This is a genomic window from Phytoactinopolyspora halophila, from assembly GCF_003287285.1.
Taxonomy (GTDB): Bacteria; Actinomycetota; Actinomycetes; order Jiangellales; family Jiangellaceae; genus Phytoactinopolyspora_A; species Phytoactinopolyspora_A halophila.
In genome coordinates this window covers 62,461-80,739 of sequence record NZ_QMIG01000013.1, presented here as the reverse complement: position 1 = coordinate 80,739, position 18,279 = coordinate 62,461, and the positions used below count along the sequence as shown (strand labels likewise).

Sequence of the window (18,279 nt, the reverse complement as noted above, 5' to 3'; positions counted from 1 at the left end):
GGCGGCCGAGCAACTGTACCAAACTCGCGTGGCACTCTGTCCAACCACCAGCCCATCGACTCCGGTGCCACAGGGCAAGAACGCTCCCTTACGGCACCGCGCGCCGTTGTCCATTGTAGACACTTCGCGCAGCGACAACGACGGGGGATCAGAACCGGTATTTGGTCTGGCTGTATTCCCCCTTGCGGAATCCGAACACGGTCACCGGCGCCACCTCGAACACTAGCGCGTGTCCCGCACCGCTGGAATGGTGGAACAGCCCGTCGCGGGCCTCGAAGCGCCACCCCGGCCCGTACTTGGCCTCGTACGTGACTGCCAGCCGCTGTAGCTTCGCGTCGTCGTCGACCCGTACCGCCGAGCCCTCGACGACGACGTCGATCCCGTCATTCAGCTCGTTCCGTCCGGTCGTGAGCACGCACTCCGGGTTGAGGGCGAGGTTCTTCGCCTTGCGTTCTTCGGGACCGGTGCAGAAGTACAGGGCGTCGTCGACCCACACGGCCAGCAGAGGGGTCACGTGGGGGCGGCCCTCCGGGTGCACCGTCGAGATCCAGTACAGCTCCGCGTTCTCCACGATGTCCTGCACGTCCTCCCACGGCGGCGCCGTCGCGCCGGGCATGCTGAATCGGGTGTCGACCTCGGCCCGGGGTGTCACTGCGCTCATCATGTCTCCCTTCGAGAACACGTATCTACGAAAAGGCAGACCATCGCGTGCGGGCGAAATCATCGGTCACACCGTCTCGTGGGAAGCTAGAAGCGATGACTCCAGTCAGACACCGCACTGATGGCGACGGGTGGGTGGAGTGCGAGTGCGGGCAGCGCCACTGGGGCCTCTACGGCTCGGCTGGTCTCCTCCTCGTGGATCCGGAACACGGCGTACTGCTGCAGCACCGGGCCGAGTGGAGCCATCATGGCGGCACGTGGGGCGTGCCGGGCGGGGCGCGGGCCTCCGGGGAACCCGCGGTCGACGGCGCGTTGCGCGAAGCGCACGAGGAGGCGGGAATCCCGCCGGAGCTGGTCCGGCCGAATCACGCATGGGTTGAGGACCATGGCAGCTGGTCTTACACCACGGTCATCGCCGATCGTGCCGGCGCCTTCGAGCCGTACGCCGCCGACGCGGAGAGCCTCGCGGTGTCCTGGGTCGTCCCCGCCGACGTCGACACGCTGCCGCTGCATCCCGGGTTCGCCGCGTACTGGCCGTCCATCCGGGAGCAGATGTTTCGCCAGCTCGTTCTCGTCGTCGACGCCGCCAACGTCGTCGGCTCGCGCCCGGACGGCTGGTGGCTCGATCGTGCCGGTGCCGCCCACCGCCTGCGCACCCGGCTCGCAGGTGCTCCTCCCCTGCCGGGTGCGGAGCTCGGCCTACCCGGCACGTACTGGTGGCCGCAGGTGCACCTCGTCGTCGAAGGTGATGCCCGCGACATCGACGACGAGCCGACCAGCTCGATCACCGTGGAGCGGGCGGCAGTCAACGGCGACGACACCATCGTGGCGGCCGTGGCCGAGGCATCCATACAGCGGCCCGACGACCATATCGTCGTCGCCACCGCCGATCGGGGCCTGCGCGAGCGGGTCGAATCGCATGGCGCGAAGACGCTCGGTCCGCGCACGCTGCATGGCCTCATCACCCGGCAGGCTCGCACGTGAGCCGGGCATCTCGACCGGTCGCGAGCCCGGCATCTCGACCGGTCGTTCCGCTCAGGCAGACTTGCGCGCCTTCTCACCCGTCTCCTTCTCGGATTGTTTCGCCGCGGAAGACTTCTTCGCCGCTTTCGCTGTCTTCTTCGCGGCCGTCTTCTTCGCGGGTGCCTTCTTGGCAGGCGCCTTCTTGGCGGTGGACGCACCCGACGCCTTCTTCTGGCCGGACTTCGACGCGCTCTTGGCCGGGCCGGTCTCCGTCGCGGCAGCGCCACCGCTCGCCCGCTGTCCCCCGCCGCGGTCGTCCTTGGCCTGCTCCACGCTGCGCCGTAGCGCTTCCATCAGGTCCACGACCTTGCCCTCGGTGGGCTCTTCGGCCGGCGGGGCCACCGATCCTCCGCCTTCCGCCTTGGCGTCGATGAGCTCCAGCAGCGCCGTCCGGTACTCGTCGCTGTACTGCTCCGGCTCGAAATCGCCGGACAGTGTTTCGATGTAGGACTCGGCCATCGCCATTTCCTGGTCCCGGACCTCGACCTTCTCCGACAGGAAGCCGAACTCGGGCTGGCGGATCTCGTCCGGCCACAGCATCGTTTGCACCACCAGCACGCCCTCGTGTGCCCGCAGGATGGCCAGCCGTTCCCGGTTGCGCAGCGCCACCTTCACGACGCCGACGCGGCCGGACTGCTCCAGCGAGTCCCGGAGCAGCACGTACGGCTTGGCGTCGCCGGTCGGCTCGACGTAGTAGGCACGAGCCAGCGCGGTGGGGTCGATCTGCGAGAACGGCACGAATCCGAGAACTTCGACGGCGCGGCTCGACGCGACGGGGAGATCCGCGAGATCGTCGCTGGTCAGGATGACCATCTCACCATCGGGAAGTTCGTATCCCTTGGCGATGTCGGCGTAGGCGACCTCCTCGCCGTCCTTCTCGCATACCCGCCGGTATCGGATCCGGCCACCGTCGACCGCGTGCACCTGGCGGAAGCTGACGTCCTTCTCCTCGGTGGCCGACACCAGCCGAACCGGAATGGACACCAGGCCAAACGAGATCGAGCCCTTCCACACCGTCTGCATGCCATCCCCGCTCTCGTCGAGTCCGTACCAGCGATGATGCCGCGAATTGACAGGTCGCGCCAACTATCTGGCGATCCCGGCCGGCTGGCACTGTCTCACGTCGGCACCTCACGAGAGGTTGACCACGGGCGAACGCCGGATTCATCGGTGCCGTCCGTGATCCGGTATCGACGCTTCCCGGCGCGCCTCCCGGGTTCTGTCCGCGCCGCGTGCCAGCCTGGTCACAGCGAGCAGAAACGGAAGGAGACGCGGATGGACTCGGTGATGAGCTGGTGCGCGGAATGCCGCACCGACACCGTCTTCGACGCGGTTCCCGGCGGCGAGCCCGACGAGTACGTCTGCCGTGGCTGTGACGCCGCGATCCTCGCGGGTGACGCACCGGTCATCGACACACCGCTCGTCTTCGCCGCCGCCTGATCCGCGCTGCCTCACTCCGGCGCCGCCTCACTCCGGCACTGCCCCACTCCGGCTCCGCGCCCGCTCCGCCCGGCAGCCTCTCGCGGCTCGTCCGCCGGTGCGCATCACACGGGGGATTCAGCGGCGCAGCGCGTAGCATGCCACGGCCGTGGCGGCGGCGACGTTGAGGGACTCGACTCCGCTCCACATCGGGATACGCACTCTCTGATCGGCTTCGCGTATCCAGCGCTGGCTCAATCCCTCGCCTTCCGTGCCGACGAGCAGCGCCATCCGCCGGGGCGCCTCGACCTCGGCGAGGTCGACGGCATCGGCGGCCGGGGTCAGCGCGAACACCTCGAACCCGGCGGCGCGCACCGTGCCCGGGCCGTCGTACCAGTGCTCGATCCGCGTGTACGGCACGGTGAAGACCGAACCCATCGACACCTTGATCGATCTCCGGTACAGCGGGTCGGCGCAGCGAGGGCTCAGCAGCACCGCGTCCCACCCCAGCGCGGCGGCACTCCGGAACGCGGCGCCCACGTTGGTGTGATCGACCAGATCTTCCAGGATGACCACTCGCTCCGCGTGTTCGAGCACGGATTCCAGGGCGGGCATGGGTGTGCGGCACAGCGACGCCAGGGCGCCGCGGTGCACGTGGAAGCCGGTGACCTGTTCGACGACGGACTCGGGGGCCACGTAACACGGGACGTCACCGGCCGTCTCCAGGACATCAGCCAGCGTGTCCAGCCACTTCGGCGCCATGAGGAACGAGCGCACCTCGTAGCCTGCCTCGACCGCGCGCCGGATCACCTTCTCGCCCTCGGCGAGAAACAGCCCGTGTTCCGCCTCCAGCGACGTGCGCAACTGTACATCGCGCAGCGACACGTAGTCGGCGAGGCGGGCATCTCCGGGGTCGTCGATATGTACCGTGTACACGCTCTCGCTACGGCCTCGCCCGCTCAGCTCTCCGGGGGCCGTGGAACGGGCGGGGGCTCCGGAGGATGACCCGGTCCCTGACCGCCCGGGTCCGTCTCGCCGGTCTCGGCAGCCACGTCTTCGGGCGACGTGCTCCGTCCACGGGAGGCGGCTTCGGCAGCCTTGAGTGCGGCGCGCACCTCGTCCTGCGCCGCGGTGACAGCCGCCTCACCTTCAGCCGCGGCATCGCTCGCCGCGTCGTGAACCTCATCTGCTACCGCGGCGCCGGGCATCGCCCCGTCCTCGTCCCGTTCGCTCCCCTCGGTATCACCGTCACCTTCGGCTCCGTGACCGGGGAACCCCGAGCCGGGGAACGTCGAGCCGAACTTGCCCGCGGCCTGGCCGAGACCCTCCAGGGCGGCGCCGATCTCGCTGGGAACGATCCATACCTTGTTGGCGTCGCCCTTGGCGATCTCCGGCATCATCTGCAGGTACTGGTAGGACAGCAGCTTCTGGTCCGGTTTGCCCTGGTGAATCGCATTGAACACGGCGCCGATCGCCTTGGCCTCGCCGTCAGCCTTGAGGATCTGTGCCTGCTTGTCCGCCTCGGCCCGCAGGATCTGGGCCTGCTTGTCACCTTCAGCCGACAGGATCGCTGACTGCTTCTCCCCTTCGGCGGTGAGGATCTGCGACTGCCGCGACCCCTCGGCCGTAAGGATCGCCGCGCGCTTGTCGCGGTCCGCGCGCATCTGCTTCTCCATCGAATCCTGGATGGACGGTGGCGGATCGATCGCCTTGAGCTCGACCCGGTTGACCCGGATCCCCCACTTGCCGGTCGCGTCGTCGAGTACGCCGCGCAGCGCGCTGTTGATCTCTTCGCGGCTGGTCAGGGTGCGTTCCAGATCCATGCCACCAATCACGTTACGCAGCGTGGTGACCGACAGCTGCTCGATTCCCTGGATGTAGTTGGCGATCTCGTAGGTGGCCGCCTTGGGGTCGGTCACCTGGTAGTACACCACCGTGTCGATCGAGACCACCAGGTTGTCCTGGGTGATCACTGGCTGCGGCGGGAACGAGACGACCTGTTCCCGCAGGTCGACCATGGGCAGCACGCGGTCGATGAACGGGACGACGACGGCCAGGCCCGGAGACAGGGTGCGCTGATACCGGCCGAGCCGCTCGACGATTCCCGCCCGTGCTTGTGGCACGATCCGCACCGCCTTGGCCAGCGCGACCAAGACGAAGACGGCCAGCAGGAAGATGACGAAGAGAAGAAACGCCTGTCCGGCTTCCATCGGTGACCTTTCGTATTGCACATGACGTCATCGGCCCCGGAGAGCTGGAGCCGTATCTCGCCAGCGTGGTATGACGTGACCTACGCTACAACGGGCCATCCTCCGGCAGTACGAGTGCCGTGGCACCGTCGATCTCGATCACGTCGACGTTCTTGCCGGCTTCGATTTCCGTGCGGCCATCGAAACTGCGCGCGGTCCATTCTTCACCGGCGAGCTTGATTCGCCCGTCGTCTCCGTCCACCGGTTCGAGTACGACGGCGCTCTGGCCCACCAGCGCAGCCACACCGGTGCGTACCTTCTGTGGCATGCGCATGTGTCGTTTGGCTATAGGACGCACCACGCCGATCATGATCGCTGACACGCCGATGGCGATCAGCATCTGTCCGACGAGCGGCACCTCAAGTATCGCCGCCAGCGCACCACTGAGCGCGCCGGCAGCCATCATCAGGAACACGAGATCGAGCGTTGTGGTCTCGAAAATCCCGAAGAGGAACGCCAGTCCCAGCCAAGCCGACCACTCGTTGTCGCTCAGCCAGTCCCAGAACCCTTGCATGGATCCAGATTACGCCCCGGCAATCGCGTGTCCCGGCTCAGATGGCGCGCGCGTTCCACCGCCCGTTGTCATGGCCGATGTGCAGCGGCAACCCGAAACAGGAACTCACGTTGTCCGACGTCAGCGTGGTCTCGATCGGTCCGGCCGCGACCACGCCACCCTCGCGCAGCAGCAGTGCGTGCGTGATTCCTCGCGGGATCTCTTCCACGTGGTGCGTCACCAGGACGAGCGCCGGCGACGACGGGTCGCTGGCGATCTCGCCGACCGTGGCGACGAGTGTCTCCCGGCCGCCGAGGTCGAGACCGGCCGTCGGCTCGTCGAGCAGCAGCAGCTCCGGATCGCTCATCATGGCACGCGCGATCTGGGCCCGCTTGCGTTCACCCTCGGAGAGCGTGCCGAACGTGCGCTCGGCCAGGTGGGGAATCTCCAGGCGGTCGAGCAACTGGTAGGCGCGGCTGTCGTCGACGTCCTCGTACGACTCCCGCCAGCGGCCCAGCACGCCGTAGGCGGCCGTCCGCACGACGTCGAGTACTCGCTCCCGGGCCGGAATCCGCTCGGCCAGTGCCGCGCTCGTCAATCCGATGAGCGGGCGCAGCTCGAAGACGTCGACCGCGCCGAGCGTCTCGCCGAGCACGACGGCGCGCCCGCTGGTGGGGTGCATGTTGGTGGCGGCAATCTGGAGCAGGGTCGTCTTGCCCGCGCCGTTCGGCCCCAGGATCACCCACCGCTGCCCGTCGGCCACCGACCAGCTGACGCCGTCGAGCAGCCGGTGCCCTGCACGCACCAGTGTCACATCGGTGAACTCGATCACGTCGGACATCGCCAAGCCAGCTCCTCAGCGCTCGGTAGGTCGGTTCAGCATCCGGGCGGTCACCTGGTTCGGCACCGGGCCCGGTTAGGGGCCGCATCCGCACCCTACCGGGCGCGCCACACCGCTCCACCCACCCGTCCCTGTGCTCGCGTTCCTGCACCACCAGCGAACGGCCCCGGATCGGCTGCAACCACCGACGATCTTGGCAGCCGCACCATCTAGGCTTGACGTATGGTGACCATGCCTCGTTCGGCCCGCCTTGCCGCTTGGGCTAGTGCGTGGTTGCGCGACCAGTGCACCCTCGACGACGTCGTGGCCCGCGTCTGCGGCGACGACGAGCCACATGACGTCGTCGACGTCCCCGGTGCCGTCACGGCCGTGCCTCTCGCGACCGCACTGACCACCCTGCGGGAGCAGGGTGCGAGCGCATTCCGCGCATCCCTGCCGGTGCCGGGTGATCCCGTCGGCCTTGGCGGGCCCGCGGATCTCACCGAGGATGCCGTCGATGCCGGCGAGGCAGTCATCGCCGAGAACGCCGGCTACGCACTGGTTCCTGACATCCGGGTGTTCGGCCCGCCCGGAGATCAGGGCCATCTCGTCACGTGGCGATGCCGCCCGGCCAATCCCCCGCCGTCCGAGCCACGCCTCGCGGAATCCGATCAGTTGCTGGCCGACACCTTGCGCGAGACGGGCTCGGCGCTGGCCAAGCTCGACGTCGCGTCCTGGCGTCCCGAGGTCGCCACACTGCTCGACGAGGTCCGTTCCGCGAAGGCAGGCGAGCCACTGCCGCGCGGGTTCCCCACAAAAGCTCAGCTCGTTGCCGCACGCAGTATCCGGCTGCTGGCCGTGGCCGAGCTGGCGCTCGATGACGACGGCGGTGCCGTCACGGCCGCGGAGGCCGAATCCCGGCGTGCCGTGCTGACGCCGCTGGAGCGTGCCGCCCGGCACGCGCTCGTGGCCGCCTGCAACTCGCTCGACGGCAGCCGGTAGCGTTGACGATGTTATGACTGCTCCGACAAGTCCGCATGGCGCATCGGGCGCTGCCGGCGGCCACGACACCGCTGCCGCGCGCGCCGATGCACTGCTGGTGACGTTCACCGGGCAGGATCGCCCCGGCCTGACCTCCAGCATCTTCGCCGCTCTGGCTCCGTACGAGATCGAGATTCGCGATATCGAGCAGGTGACCGCCGGAGGCAAGCTCGTGCTCGCCGCCCTGCTCGGCCAACCACCGGACAGGAGCACCCTGCAGCGCACGCTCGCTGACGTCGCCGCCCAGCTGGAGCTCCAGGTGGAGCTCAGTCACGGGCATCGCGACCCCGCTCCCACCGAGCAAGCACACGTGACGGTGCTCGGTTACCCCTTGCGTCCCACCGCCATCGAGGCCCTGGCCGGGCGCATCGCCCGCACCGGCGCCAACATCGACCGCATCGTCCGGCTCGCCTCGTACCCGGTCACGTCCATCGAGCTGGAGGTCTCCGGAACGCATCCGGAGCATCTCAAGGCCGAGCTCGCCGACGAGGCACTGACCAGCGGCGTCGACGTCGCGGTGCAACCGTCCGGGTTGATCCGGCGGGCGAAGCGCCTCGTCGTCATGGATGTCGACTCCACTCTCGTGCAGGGCGAGGTCGTCGAGATGCTCGCCGCCCGCGCCGGCGTACTCGACCAGGTTGCCGGAGTCACGGCGGCGGCGATGCGCGGCGAGCTCGACTTCGCGGAATCGCTGCGGGCCAGGGTCGAGCTGCTCGCCGGCTTGCCCGCTTCTGCCCTGGACGACGTCCGCAACGACGTCATTTTCACCCCGGGAGCACGCACGCTGGTGCGCACGCTGAAACGGCTCGATTACCAGTGCGCCATCGTCAGCGGCGGGTTCAGCCAGATCACCGACGGCCTGGCCAGCGAGCTCGAGCTCGATTACGCGGCCGCGAACACTCTCGAAATCGTGGACGGCCGGCTCACCGGGCGCCTTTCCGGCCCCGTTCTCGACCGCGCCGGAAAGGCGGCCGCGCTGCGCCGGTTCGCCGCGGAGGCCGAGGTGCCGCTCTCGCAGACCATCGCCATCGGCGACGGTGCGAACGATCTCGACATGATCGCCACAGCCGGTCTCGGTGTCGCGTTCAACGCCAAGCCCGTGGTCCGCAGCGCCGCCGACGCCGCCGTCAACGTCCCCTATCTTGACGCGGTGCTCTACCTGCTGGGCATCAGCCGCGAGGAGATCGAGGCCGCCGACGCCGCGGACGGATACACCACCCCGGCCCCGCCGGTACCCCAGCCTTGACGTGCCGGACGCACGCACGGACGGAGGCGGCACATGTCGGACGACGCACACGATCGGGATCTGATTCTTCGGCTCGGCCGGGAGGAGCTGGTGATCCGCCGGCGGTACGAGACCGCCAGCATCGTCAACGACATCCTCATCGCGCTCTGGTTCATCGTCGGCAGCATCATGTACTTCTTCGCTGCCTGGGAGACGGCGGGAACGTGGTGCTTCCTGGTGGGCAGCATCGAGTTGCTGGTCCGCCCGCTGATACGGCTGAGCCGGCACATCCACCTCAAGCGGTTCCGTACGCAATACGCCGCTGAGGCACCGCACGACTTCTAGGCGGGCTAGACGCTGGTTCGAGAAGCGGGCGGATGCTGGCCGTCACCGGCTGGTCTCGGTCCGCTTGCCTAGCCGCGCGGCACGGCGAACGCGACGAGTCTGGCCGTGCCCGGATCGATGCCTGACCAGTGGCCGTCGACCTCGAAGACCGCACACGCCGCGGTACGGAAGTTCAAGCGCATCTGCTGCCGCTCCGGCACGTCGGTCGCTTCGTCGTCGATCAGGCTCGCCAGCGTGGCGATCCCCGGGTTGTGCCCGATGAGGATCGCCGAGGACACGTCGTCGGGGATGTCCCGGACGAGGTCGAGCAGGTCGCCGGTCCCGGCCGCGTAGGCGGCATCGGCGACCTGCAGTTCCGGCGCCGGGTCGAGCTCGCCGGCCATTCCGTCATACGTCTCCCGGGTGCGACGTGCACCCGAGACCAGGGCGAGCTGCGGCGCCAGAGCCTGATCTCGAAGCCAGCGACCCACCGCGGCAGCGTCGCGACCGCCACGCGTGGTCAGTGGCCGCTCACGATCCGACACGTCCTCGTCCGGCCACGCGGACTTGGCGTGCCGCAACAGTACGAGAGTTCTCGACATACCGCTCCACGCTAGAACGTCCCGGCTACGGCTCGTGGCACTCCCCCGGCGGGGCAGATGTCGCACTTCTCCGCAAGATTGATCATATCGGGCAACGCGTGGTGGTTAGGCCGGTAGTGACCCGGATGGTGATTGTCTGATAAGCATTCCGGGTGGAGATCAAGCTCGCAGACGAAACGACCCCGCCACCGCCACCGCCTGGCGCGGGTCCCGACCGCATCTCGGATGGCGACGACGTGTCCCGGAACGCACCCACGGCCCCGCCCGCAAGCTCGCGCGCTGACCTGCGACATCGGCTCAACTCGGCGACGACGAGTTGCGACGTCCCGCTCGCGGCCATCGACATGGACGCCTGGGACGCCAACGCCGAAGAACTTCTCCACCGCGCCGCGGGAACCCCGATCCGTGTCGTGAGCGCGGCGCTTCGCAACCGCGCACTGCTGCGCGATGCCCTCGGCCGGGAGGGATTTCGGGGCGTGCTCGCCTACACCCTCTCCGAGGCAATCTGGCTCGCCGGCACCGGAATCTGCGACGACGCTGTCGTCGCCTACCCCAGTGCCGACCGGCGGGCACTCTCGCGGCTCGTGAGCGACGAGCACCTCGCCGGCCGGGTCACCATCATGGTTGACGACATCGCCCAGCTGGATCTCGTCGACGCGGTGGCCGCCCCCGAGGCGCGGGCCGAGCTGCGCGTCTGCCTGGATCTCGACTGCTCGTGGCAGGCGCTGCGCGGCCGGATACGCTCCGGTGCCCGCCGCTCGCCGCTGCGCGCCCCCGAGGACGTCGTTCGCCTCGCCCGCGCGGTCGTGTCGCGGCCTGGTTTCCGCCTCGTGGGGTTGCAGGCCTTCGAGACGCAGTTCGCCAACGCCCACGATCACCTACCGCGGCGTGGGCTGCGTGCCCGGCTGCATCGGATGATCCAGAAACGTTCCGAGCGTGACCTCGCCGCGCGGCGCGCCGCCGTCATCGACGCCGTGTGCAACGTCACCGATCTCGAATTCGTCACTGGGGGCGGAACCGGCTCGATCCGCGACACCGCCGCGGCGCACGGCATCACCGAGGTCGCCGCGGGTTCTGGCCTCCTGGGTCCGGTGACGCTGGACAACAACTCCGCCGGCTACCGCCCCGCCGCCTTCTTCGCCTTGCCCGTAGTTCGCCGCCCCGGGCCGGGAACGGTGACCGTCGCCGGCGGTGGCTACCTTGCCAGCGGTCCCGCCGACCCGCTGCGGCTGCCCGTGCCGTGGCTTCCCGAAGGGCTGCGGCTCAGCCGTTCGGAAGGTGCCGGGCAGACCCAGACGCCGTTGCTCGGCGCGACCGCCGACGGGCTGGCGCTCGGCGATCTCGTGTGGTTCCGGCACGGCAAGGCGGGCGAACTGGCCGAGCACTTCTACAGCTACCACCTGGTCCGCGGCGAGCGGCTCGTCGACACCGCGCCCACCTACCGCGGCGACGGCAAGACGTTCCTGTAGCGCGGCGGGTTCCGACCAGATGCGTGTCAGCCAGCTGACCATCTACCCCGTGAAGTCCACCCACGGTCACCCGGTCGACTCCGCCCCCGTCGAGCCGTGGGGCCTGGCCGGCGATCGCCGCTGGATGGCGGTCGACGCGAAGGGATCGGCAGTGACCGCCCGGCGCTTTCCCCGGCTGCTCCACGTCACGGCGACGCCCGATGCTCCCGGACAGCTGCGCCTGCACGGCCCGCACGCCGAACCGATCGACGTCGATGCCACCAAGGCGCCAGCCGAGCCGCTCGTCGACGTCGACGTCTTTCGAGACGAGCTCAGCGCCACACATCCCAGCGCGGACGCCGACGCGTGGCTCAGCTCCCTGCTGGACCACGACGTCCGGCTAGTCTGGCTCGACGATCCTCGCCGCCGGGCGGTCGAGCCGCAACACGCGCAGCCGGACGACCGCGTCAGCTTCGCCGACGGCTTCCCGTTGCTCCTCGCCACCACCAGCTCGTTGGACCAGCTCAACAGGTGGATCGAGTCGGATGCCCGCCAGCGTGGCGAGATCGTCGAGCCGTTGCCGATGCGCAGGTTCCGGCCAAACGTCGTCGTCGAGAACGACACACCGTTCGCCGAGGACACGTGGTCACGGATCCGGCTCGGCGATATCGAGTTCCGGGTTGCCAAGCCCTGCGGCCGGTGCGTGCTGACCACCATCGATCCGGATTCGCTGGTGAAGGGCAAGGAACCGCTGCGGACCCTGTCGCGCTACCGCCGATGGGACGGCGAGGTGTGGTTCGGCGTCAACCTCATCCCCGAGACTCCGGGCGAGCTCCGCGTCGGCGACCTGGCCGAGGTCGCCGCCGAATCTACACCCGACAGGCGACGATCTCGGTGACGAGGATGGCCCGGGCACCGATCTGCCACAGCTCGTCCATCACGCGCTGCGCACGATCACGCGGGACCATGGCCCGGACCGCGACCCACCCCTCCCGGTGCAGCGGGGAGACGGTCGGCGATTCCAGCCCGGGCGTCAGGGCGCTGGCTTCCTCGACCCGCTCGGCCCGGATGTCGTAGTCCATCATCACGTATCGCCGCGCGACCAGCACGCCCTCGATGCGGCGCTTCAACTGCTCCGTCCCCGGCGCGGGTTCCGCGCCGGCGCGCCCGATCAGCACCGCCTCGGAGTTCAGGATCGGCTCGCCGACGATCTCCAGCCCCGCCTGGCGCAGTGTCGTCCCGGTTTCCACCACATCGGCCACGATGTCGGCGACGCCGAGCTGCACGGCCGTCTCCACCGCCCCGTCCAGCTTGATGACCTCGGCGTCCACATCCCGCTCGCTGAGATACGTGCGCAGCAGCCCGGCGTACGACGTCGCCACCCGCAAGCCGTCGAAACCGCTCAGGTCCGTTGCCGTGTCCGGCCGGGCCGCGAACCGGAACGTCGAACGGGCAAAGCCCAGGCTCAACAGCTCTTCCGCGTCGGCACCCGAATCGAGCAACAGGTCACGCCCCGTGATGCCGACGTCGAGCGTGCCCGAGCCGACGTACACGGCGATATCCCGCGGGCGCAGGAAGAAGAACTCGACACCGTTTTCCGGGTCGCTGAGCACGAGCTCGCGGCCGTCGTCGCCGCGCTGCCGGTAGCCGGCCTCGCGCAACATCTCGGCAGACGGCTCGGCCAGCGACCCCTTGTTGGGCACGGCTATACGCAGAACAGTCATGACATCGAGCCTTTCTCATGAGCCGCTCGCGCGTTTCCCCGCCGGGCCGCGCTCGGCACCCGGCGACGAACGCTCAGAGCTTGGCGTAAACGTCGTCGAGGTTGACACCACGGGCGAGCATCAGCACCTGCACGTGGTAGAGAAGCTGGGAGATCTCTTCAGCGGCACGCTCGTCGCTCTCGTGCTCGGCCGCCATCCATGCCTCGGCGGCTTCCTCCACCACCTTCTTGCCGGCATGATGGACACCCTCGTGCACCGCCCGCACCGTGCCGGAGTCGGGCGCACCGGTCTTGACCTTCGCGGTCAGCTCAGCCCATAAGTCGTCGAAGCTCTTCACGTACGCATACCCTACGGGACGGACCGCAACGCCAGCGCCGCGGCCACCGCAGCCTCGGCGGCTTCCCGTCCCTTGTCCTCGCGCGAGCCCTCCAGCCCGGCGCGATCCAGAGCCTGTTCCTCGGTGTCGCACGTGAGCACGCCGAAGCCCACGGGGACGCCGGTCTCCACCGACACCTGCGTCAGCCCGCTCGTGGCGGCCTGGCAAACGTAGTCGAAGTGCGGGGTCCCGCCCCGGATGACGACGCCCAACGCGATCACCGCGTCGTGCCCGCCGCGGGCCAGCCGGGCGGCCGCCGCGGGCAGTTCGAACGATCCCGGCACCTGCACCACCAGCGTGTCCGACACGCCGGCGTCCTCCAACGCGTGCAACGCCCCACGGACCAGGCCGTCCATCACGGTCGCGTGCCACTGCGCCGCCGCCAGTGCCACCCGCAGGTCGCGCCCGTCCAGGTGAAGTTCCGGAGCACCTTCTCCACTCACGCCGTACGTCCTTCCTCGTCGTCGACCGGGCCCGTTGCCCCGGCCGTCTCGTTCGCGGTGTCCGCGCCAGGCTCGGGAGCATCGGGCTCGGGGGCGGGATCGTCGGGATCGGCCTCCAACCCGGGCAGATCGTGCCCCAGGCGGTCCCGTTTCGTCTTCAGGTACCGCAGGTTCTCCGGATGCGGCTCCACCGGCAGCGTCACCCGCTCGGCGATCGTGAGCCCGTAACCCTCGATACCGGCAAGCTTGTGCGGATTGTTGGTCATCAGCGCGATGGATCCCAGACCGAGATCGGCCAGGATCTGCGCACCCGTTCCGTAGTCGCGCGAGTCGGCGGGAAAACCCAGTTCGAGATTCGCATCGACGGTGTCGTGGCCGCCGTCTTGCAGCTCGTAGGCACGCAGCTTGTGCGCCAATCCGATACCGCGTCCCTCGTGTCCGCGCAGGTACACCACGACACCCGCCCCAGCCCGCGCGACCATGGCCAGCGCGGCCTGCAACTGAAGCCCGCAGTCGCACCGCAACGAGCCGAGAACGTCACCGGTCAGGCACTCGGAATGCAGGCGGACGAGCACCGGTGTGTCGGCTCGCAGCTCGCCCATCGTCAGCGCGAGGTGCTCGCGGCCGTCCAGCAGGTCGCGGTAGCACACGGCGTGGAACGTGCCGTGCACGGTGGGAAGCCGGGTGGTCGCGACCCGCTCCACCTGACACTCGGTGCGCCTGCGGTAGCGGATCAGGTCGGCGATGGACACCATCGCCAGCCCGTGCTCGTCGGCGAAGCCGCGCAACGCCGGTGCGCGCATCATCGACCCGTCGTCGTGGACGAGCTCGCAGATGGCGCCCGCCGGTGAGAGGCCAGCCAGCCGGGAGAGATCCACGGCGGCCTCGGTGTGACCCGGGCGCCGCAGCACGCCACCCTCGACAGCTCGTAGCGGAAAGACGTGCCCGGGGCGCGTCAGCTCGTAGGCCTCTGTCGCGGAATCGGCCAGCACGCGCACGGTGTGCGCGCGGTCGGCGGCGGAGATGCCGGTCTCGATGCCGTGCCGCGCGTCCACGGACACGGTGTAGGCCGTGCCCTTGCGGTCCTCGTTCACCGTGGTCATCGGCGGAAGTTTGAGTCGGTCCAGTTCCACGCCGGGCATCGGCACGCACACGACGCCCGAGCTGTGCCTGATCATGAAGCCCATGAGTTCCGGCGTGGCCCGCGAGGCCGCGAATGTCAGATCACCCTCGTTCTCCCGGTTCTCGTCATCGACGACGATCACCGGGCGGCCTGCCGCGATCTCCTTGATCGCTCGCTCCACCGAATCCAGCTGGATCGGCCCGCTCATGCCTCACCCCGCCTTTCGACCAGGCGCTCGACATATTTGGCGATCACGTCGACCTCGAGGTTCACCTCGTCGCCCGGCTGTCGATGCCCCAGCGTGGTGGCCTCCAGCGTCGTCGGGATCAAGCTCACCTCGAACCAATCCGGTCCCAGCCCGGACACCGTCAGGGAGACGCCGTCGACGGCGATGGAGCCCTTCTCGACGACGTATCGGCTGATATCGGCCGGGAGGCCGATTCGCACGACATCCCACCGCTCCCCCGGTGTCCGGTGGTGCACGGCCCCCACACCGTCCACATGGCCCTGGACGATATGCCCGCCGAGCCGGTCGCTGGCTTTCACGGCGCGTTCGAGGTTGAGCGGGTCGTCCGGGCGCAGCCGCCCGAGCGCCGAGCGGTCGAGCGTTTCGGGCATCACGTCGACGGTGAAGGTCGCGGCGTCGACGTCGACGACCGTCACGCACACCCCGTTGACACTGATCGACGCGCCGTGCGTGGCATCCGAGGCGACCAGGGGGCCGCGTACAGTCAGCCGGGCCGACGCCGCCGCGTCGTTCGCCCCCTCGCCCGGCATGTCCAGCTTAACGACGCTGCCCAGCTCCTCGACGATTCCGGTGAACATGTCCTCATGCCTCCTCGTCCGCGGCCGCTGCTACCGCGGGTTGTTGCGGGCCGGCGACCCCGCTGTCGGGTGCCGGGTGGGGTGTGGCGGTGATCCGCACGTCGCCGTCGACGGTGGTCACCTCTCGAACGTCGAGCCGTATGGCGTCGTCGATGGTGTCGATACCCGCGTGCGCCAGCGCGGTGGGGCCCGCACCCAGCAGGGCCGGAGCGATGTAGGCGACCACCCGGTCCACCACGCGGGCCTGCCAGAACGCCCCGGCCAGGGCCGGGCCGCCTTCCAGCAGGAGATAGCGCTGACCCCGCTCGTACAGGGTCGCGAGGAGCTTGTGCAGATCCACCCGTCCGTCCGGGGTGCTCCCGACCTCCGCGGCCGTTGCGATCCACGTGGGTGCCGCGTCGTCGCACACGCGGGCGGTTGCGGGAGTACGCGCCGCCGAATCGACGACGACGCGCAAGGGCTGCTCCGCATATGGCACGGGCGTGCCGCCATGCCGGACCGTGAGCTGCGGATCGTCGGCGATCACGGTCGCGGATCCGACCACGATGGTGTCCACGGCCGCGCGCAGCCGGTGCACCTCGGCCCGCGCTCCGGCGCCGGTGATCCAGCGGCTCGTCCCGTCCGCGGCAGCGCTGCGGCCGTCCAGGGTGGCGGCATACTTCCACACGACGAACGGACGGCCCGTGTGAAAGGGGGTGAGCCAGCGCGCATTCACGGCCGCCGCCTCCGACGCGAGCAGCCCGCCATCCACCTCAATGCCATGCGCCCGCAAGACGTCGGCGCCCCCGGTGGCCTGCGGATTCGGATCGGTAACGGCGTACACGACGCGACGGACACCAGCGTCGATCAGCGCGGTGGTGCACGGGCCGGTGCGGCCCTCGTGGCTGCACGGCTCCAGGGTCACGACCGCCGTACCACCCGATGCCCGGTGACCTGCCTCGCGCAGGGCGACGATCTCTGCGTGCGGGGCGCCCGGGCGTTCATGCCAGCCTTCGCCGGCGACCTCGCCATGCGCGTCGAGAATCACGCAGCCGACGTCGGGATTCGGTGGGGTGGTGTGCTGTGCGCGAGACGAGAGCTCGACAGCGCGCCACATCGCCATCCGCTCGGCCGGCTTCGCCACCGGAGTCTCCTCCTCGCTCGTCAGTCGAGCGCGCTCCGGGACGTCGATCCGCCTGGGCGGACATATCGGGCACCGTGCCCCGCCTGCGACGTCACCGCGCCGTCACCACGGAGAGGTACCCGCGCGTGCTGCCTCCCATCCGGACTGTCACCGTCGGTCCCGGAGTTTCACCGGGTCCACCGTTGACCACCATGCCGCCACGCGAACACTGGCCAACGGGTCGCGGACTGTCACCGCCGGTTCGGAATTTCACCGAGCCCCGGAGCACGCGTTGGTTCTCCTGTAGAAGTCTAACCGCCACCGGGCACCACGTGTTCCCGGCAGCATCCGGGCCGGCCATTCCGTACTCGGCGGAGGCTCACGGTCCCGGGACAGCAACCGGCCTCAGTGCACCCTCGGTGAGTCGCCCCGGGGCGAGACGAAGGCAGCCGTCGCGGGGGCATCGTCGCCGGTGCATCACGTGGTGTGTCCCGCGCCCACAACCGGCTCACTGCCCCTCGGTAAGTCTCTCCGGCAAGACACCGCTTGGCGTGCCGTACCCGGCCACAACCGGCTTCAGTGCGCCGCGGACGCGGCGAGGTGGCGCAGCTCGTCCACGGCGGCCGCGGCGTCGTCCGCACCGTAGACGGCGGAACCGGCGACGAACACGTCCGCGCCCGCCTCGGCGCAGCGCTCGATCGTCGCCTTCGACACTCCCCCGTCGATCTGGATCCACACGTCCAGCCCGGCACGGCTGACCATGTCCCGTGCCCGGCGGATCTTGGGCAGGCACAGGTCAAGGAACTCCTGGCCCCCGAATCCGGGCTCGACAGTCATGATCAGCAACATGTCGAACTCGGCGAGAGTGTCCTCGAACGGCTCGACGGGCGTCGCCGGTTTGAGACCGATTCCCGCTCGCGCTCCCTGGCGGTGCAATTCACGGGCCAGCCGGATGGGAGCCGCCGCCGCCTCGGCGTGAAACGTCACGCTGTCCGCACCGGCCTCCGCATAGGCCGGTGCCCAGCGGTCCGGGTCCTCGATCATCAGGTGACAGTCCATCGTCAGCCCGGTACGCTCCCGGATCGCCGCCACCACAGGCAAACCCAGCGTGAGGTTGGGCACGAAATGGTTGTCCATGACGTCCACGTGCACGAGATCGGCATTCGGGATACGAGCGATCTCGGACTCGAGATTGGCGAAATCGGCCGACAGGATGCTCGGAGCGATCTGGATTCCCACGACTCCACCCTAGCTTCGCTGGACATCCAAAACGTCGACACCTGAGCTAGCCGTGCAGGGCGTCGTCACCGGTCGTCGTCCACGGGCATCATCTGTACCGCGTCTCGTACCCGTACCGGCGTTCATGCACCACGAACACGAAT

The 18,279-nt window shown here is 69.1% G+C and carries 20 protein-coding genes, 1 pseudogene and 1 riboswitch; of the genes and pseudogenes, 7 read left to right on the top strand and 14 right to left on the bottom strand.

The window, feature by feature from the left end; translation table 11 throughout:
- Nucleotides 1-148 precede the first annotated feature (148 nt).
- Nucleotides 149-661, bottom strand: coding sequence for a pyridoxamine 5'-phosphate oxidase family protein (locus DPM12_RS13035; protein WP_112258806.1), 513 nt, complete (start codon nucleotides 659-661; stop codon nucleotides 149-151).
- A gap of 95 nt (nucleotides 662-756) precedes the next feature.
- On the opposite strand from DPM12_RS13035, the gene DPM12_RS13030 reads away from it, so the two are divergent.
- Entirely contained in the window at nucleotides 757-1,644 is an 888-nt protein-coding gene (locus DPM12_RS13030; protein ID WP_112258760.1) for an NUDIX hydrolase, read from the top strand.
- Between the two features lie 51 nt (nucleotides 1,645-1,695).
- Here the strand turns inward: DPM12_RS13030 and ku are convergent, their stop codons facing one another.
- Complete coding sequence (ku, locus tag DPM12_RS13025; RefSeq protein ID WP_112258759.1) at nucleotides 1,696-2,706, bottom strand: non-homologous end joining protein Ku; 1,011 nt, start codon at nucleotides 2,704-2,706, stop codon at nucleotides 1,696-1,698.
- 252 nt (nucleotides 2,707-2,958) lie between these two features.
- Between ku and DPM12_RS23215 the strand changes: the two genes are divergently transcribed.
- Nucleotides 2,959-3,123 (top strand): hypothetical protein, encoded by a 165-nt coding sequence (locus DPM12_RS23215; RefSeq protein ID WP_158542882.1) that lies wholly within the window; start codon nucleotides 2,959-2,961, stop codon nucleotides 3,121-3,123.
- 117 nt (nucleotides 3,124-3,240) lie between these two features.
- On the opposite strand, the gene DPM12_RS13020 is transcribed toward DPM12_RS23215, so the two are convergent.
- The 4 genes and pseudogenes from DPM12_RS13020 to DPM12_RS13005 all read right to left on the bottom strand — a co-directional run bounded on the left by DPM12_RS13020 (nucleotide 3,241) and on the right by DPM12_RS13005 (nucleotide 6,685).
- A complete protein-coding gene (locus DPM12_RS13020) occupies nucleotides 3,241-4,038 on the bottom strand; it encodes a TrmH family RNA methyltransferase (RefSeq protein WP_112258758.1) in 798 nt (265 codons plus the stop codon).
- A 263-nt stretch (nucleotides 4,039-4,301) separates the two neighbouring features.
- Nucleotides 4,302-5,312: pseudogene (locus DPM12_RS13015) on the bottom strand (SPFH domain-containing protein); the annotation flags it as partial.
- 85 nt (nucleotides 5,313-5,397) lie between these two features.
- Nucleotides 5,398-5,865 (bottom strand): NfeD family protein, encoded by a 468-nt coding sequence (locus DPM12_RS13010; RefSeq protein ID WP_112258756.1) that lies wholly within the window; start codon nucleotides 5,863-5,865, stop codon nucleotides 5,398-5,400.
- A 37-nt stretch (nucleotides 5,866-5,902) separates the two neighbouring features.
- Nucleotides 5,903-6,685, bottom strand: a complete 783-nt coding sequence (locus DPM12_RS13005; RefSeq protein ID WP_112258755.1) for an ABC transporter ATP-binding protein — start codon at nucleotides 6,683-6,685, stop codon at nucleotides 5,903-5,905.
- A 222-nt stretch (nucleotides 6,686-6,907) separates the two neighbouring features.
- Here DPM12_RS13005 and DPM12_RS13000 point away from each other — a divergent pair, with 222 nt between their 5' ends.
- The 3 genes from DPM12_RS13000 to DPM12_RS12990 are packed head-to-tail and all read left to right on the top strand — an operon-like array spanning nucleotide 6,908 to nucleotide 9,275.
- A complete protein-coding gene (locus tag DPM12_RS13000) occupies nucleotides 6,908-7,666 on the top strand; it encodes a hypothetical protein (protein WP_112258754.1) in 759 nt (252 codons plus the stop codon).
- A gap of 13 nt (nucleotides 7,667-7,679) precedes the next feature.
- Complete coding sequence (serB, locus tag DPM12_RS12995; RefSeq protein ID WP_112258753.1) at nucleotides 7,680-8,951, top strand: phosphoserine phosphatase SerB; 1,272 nt, start codon at nucleotides 7,680-7,682, stop codon at nucleotides 8,949-8,951.
- A gap of 33 nt (nucleotides 8,952-8,984) precedes the next feature.
- On the top strand, nucleotides 8,985-9,275 hold the full coding sequence (locus DPM12_RS12990) for a YrhK family protein (RefSeq protein ID WP_112258752.1): 291 nt from the start codon (nucleotides 8,985-8,987) through the stop codon (nucleotides 9,273-9,275).
- A 68-nt stretch (nucleotides 9,276-9,343) separates the two neighbouring features.
- Here DPM12_RS12990 and DPM12_RS12985 read toward each other — a convergent pair whose 3' ends face one another.
- A complete protein-coding gene (locus DPM12_RS12985; protein ID WP_211658939.1) occupies nucleotides 9,344-9,856 on the bottom strand; it encodes a SixA phosphatase family protein in 513 nt (170 codons plus the stop codon).
- Between the two features lie 236 nt (nucleotides 9,857-10,092).
- On the opposite strand from DPM12_RS12985, the gene DPM12_RS12980 reads away from it, so the two are divergent.
- Nucleotides 10,093-11,325 carry a type III PLP-dependent enzyme domain-containing protein gene (locus DPM12_RS12980; RefSeq protein ID WP_342778786.1) on the top strand — a complete coding sequence of 411 codons (1,233 nt, stop codon included), beginning with the start codon at nucleotides 10,093-10,095 and terminating at the stop codon, nucleotides 11,323-11,325.
- A 19-nt stretch (nucleotides 11,326-11,344) separates the two neighbouring features.
- Nucleotides 11,345-12,202: an MOSC domain-containing protein gene (locus DPM12_RS12975; protein WP_112258751.1), complete on the top strand. Its 858-nt coding sequence runs from the start codon at nucleotides 11,345-11,347 to the stop codon at nucleotides 12,200-12,202.
- On the opposite strand, the gene hisG is transcribed toward DPM12_RS12975, so the two are convergent.
- The 7 genes from hisG to rpe form a co-directional block, all read right to left on the bottom strand.
- The gene (hisG, locus tag DPM12_RS12970) at nucleotides 12,174-13,028 is read right to left on the bottom strand and encodes an ATP phosphoribosyltransferase (protein WP_112258750.1); all 855 of its coding nucleotides are present in this window, start codon (nucleotides 13,026-13,028) and stop codon (nucleotides 12,174-12,176) included. The two genes, DPM12_RS12975 and hisG, sit on opposite strands and share 29 nt — an antisense overlap.
- Before the next feature lie 73 nt (nucleotides 13,029-13,101).
- Nucleotides 13,102-13,365, bottom strand: coding sequence for a phosphoribosyl-ATP diphosphatase (locus DPM12_RS12965; RefSeq protein WP_112258749.1), 264 nt, complete (start codon nucleotides 13,363-13,365; stop codon nucleotides 13,102-13,104).
- A gap of 11 nt (nucleotides 13,366-13,376) precedes the next feature.
- On the bottom strand, nucleotides 13,377-13,847 hold the full coding sequence (gene ribH, locus DPM12_RS12960) for a 6,7-dimethyl-8-ribityllumazine synthase (protein WP_112258748.1): 471 nt from the start codon (nucleotides 13,845-13,847) through the stop codon (nucleotides 13,377-13,379).
- Nucleotides 13,844-15,178: a bifunctional 3,4-dihydroxy-2-butanone-4-phosphate synthase/GTP cyclohydrolase II gene (locus DPM12_RS12955; protein ID WP_112258747.1), complete on the bottom strand. Its 1,335-nt coding sequence runs from the start codon at nucleotides 15,176-15,178 to the stop codon at nucleotides 13,844-13,846. The genes ribH and DPM12_RS12955 overlap by 4 nt, the downstream gene beginning before the upstream one ends.
- Entirely contained in the window at nucleotides 15,175-15,795 is a 621-nt protein-coding gene (locus tag DPM12_RS12950) for a riboflavin synthase (RefSeq protein ID WP_112258746.1), read from the bottom strand. The genes DPM12_RS12955 and DPM12_RS12950 overlap by 4 nt, the downstream gene beginning before the upstream one ends.
- A gap of 4 nt (nucleotides 15,796-15,799) precedes the next feature.
- The gene (gene ribD, locus DPM12_RS12945; RefSeq protein ID WP_342778785.1) at nucleotides 15,800-16,897 is read right to left on the bottom strand and encodes a bifunctional diaminohydroxyphosphoribosylaminopyrimidine deaminase/5-amino-6-(5-phosphoribosylamino)uracil reductase RibD; all 1,098 of its coding nucleotides are present in this window, start codon (nucleotides 16,895-16,897) and stop codon (nucleotides 15,800-15,802) included.
- 143 nt (nucleotides 16,898-17,040) lie between these two features.
- A riboswitch (FMN riboswitch) is annotated at nucleotides 17,041-17,189 on the bottom strand.
- A 284-nt stretch (nucleotides 17,190-17,473) separates the two neighbouring features.
- On the bottom strand, nucleotides 17,474-18,136 hold the full coding sequence (gene rpe / locus DPM12_RS12940) for a ribulose-phosphate 3-epimerase (protein WP_112258745.1): 663 nt from the start codon (nucleotides 18,134-18,136) through the stop codon (nucleotides 17,474-17,476).
- Nucleotides 18,137-18,279 lie beyond the last annotated feature (143 nt).

Bases quoted from the DNA above. Each gene is read 5' to 3' on its own strand.
- DPM12_RS13000 (WP_112258754.1), top strand. From the start codon at position 6,908: ATGGTGACCATGCCTCGTTCGGCCCGCCTTGCCGCTTGGGCTAGTGCG.
- DPM12_RS13005 (WP_112258755.1), bottom strand. From the start codon at position 6,685: ATGTCCGACGTGATCGAGTTCACCGATGTGACACTGGTGCGTGCAGGG.
- DPM12_RS13030 (WP_112258760.1), top strand. From the start codon at position 757: ATGACTCCAGTCAGACACCGCACTGATGGCGACGGGTGGGTGGAGTGC.
- DPM12_RS13035 (WP_112258806.1), bottom strand. From the start codon at position 661: ATGAGCGCAGTGACACCCCGGGCCGAGGTCGACACCCGATTCAGCATG.
- DPM12_RS13010 (WP_112258756.1), bottom strand. From the start codon at position 5,865: ATGCAAGGGTTCTGGGACTGGCTGAGCGACAACGAGTGGTCGGCTTGG.
- DPM12_RS12955 (WP_112258747.1), bottom strand. From the start codon at position 15,178: ATGAGCGGGCCGATCCAGCTGGATTCGGTGGAGCGAGCGATCAAGGAG.
- hisG (WP_112258750.1), bottom strand. From the start codon at position 13,028: ATGACTGTTCTGCGTATAGCCGTGCCCAACAAGGGGTCGCTGGCCGAG.
- serB (WP_112258753.1), top strand. From the start codon at position 7,680: ATGACTGCTCCGACAAGTCCGCATGGCGCATCGGGCGCTGCCGGCGGC.
- ribD (WP_342778785.1), bottom strand. From the start codon at position 16,897: ATGGCGATGTGGCGCGCTGTCGAGCTCTCGTCTCGCGCACAGCACACC.
- DPM12_RS12975 (WP_112258751.1), top strand. From the start codon at position 11,345: ATGCGTGTCAGCCAGCTGACCATCTACCCCGTGAAGTCCACCCACGGT.
- DPM12_RS12990 (WP_112258752.1), top strand. From the start codon at position 8,985: ATGTCGGACGACGCACACGATCGGGATCTGATTCTTCGGCTCGGCCGG.
- DPM12_RS23215 (WP_158542882.1), top strand. From the start codon at position 2,959: ATGGACTCGGTGATGAGCTGGTGCGCGGAATGCCGCACCGACACCGTC.
- ku (WP_112258759.1), bottom strand. From the start codon at position 2,706: ATGCAGACGGTGTGGAAGGGCTCGATCTCGTTTGGCCTGGTGTCCATT.
- DPM12_RS12985 (WP_211658939.1), bottom strand. From the start codon at position 9,856: ATGTCGAGAACTCTCGTACTGTTGCGGCACGCCAAGTCCGCGTGGCCG.
- DPM12_RS12950 (WP_112258746.1), bottom strand. From the start codon at position 15,795: ATGTTCACCGGAATCGTCGAGGAGCTGGGCAGCGTCGTTAAGCTGGAC.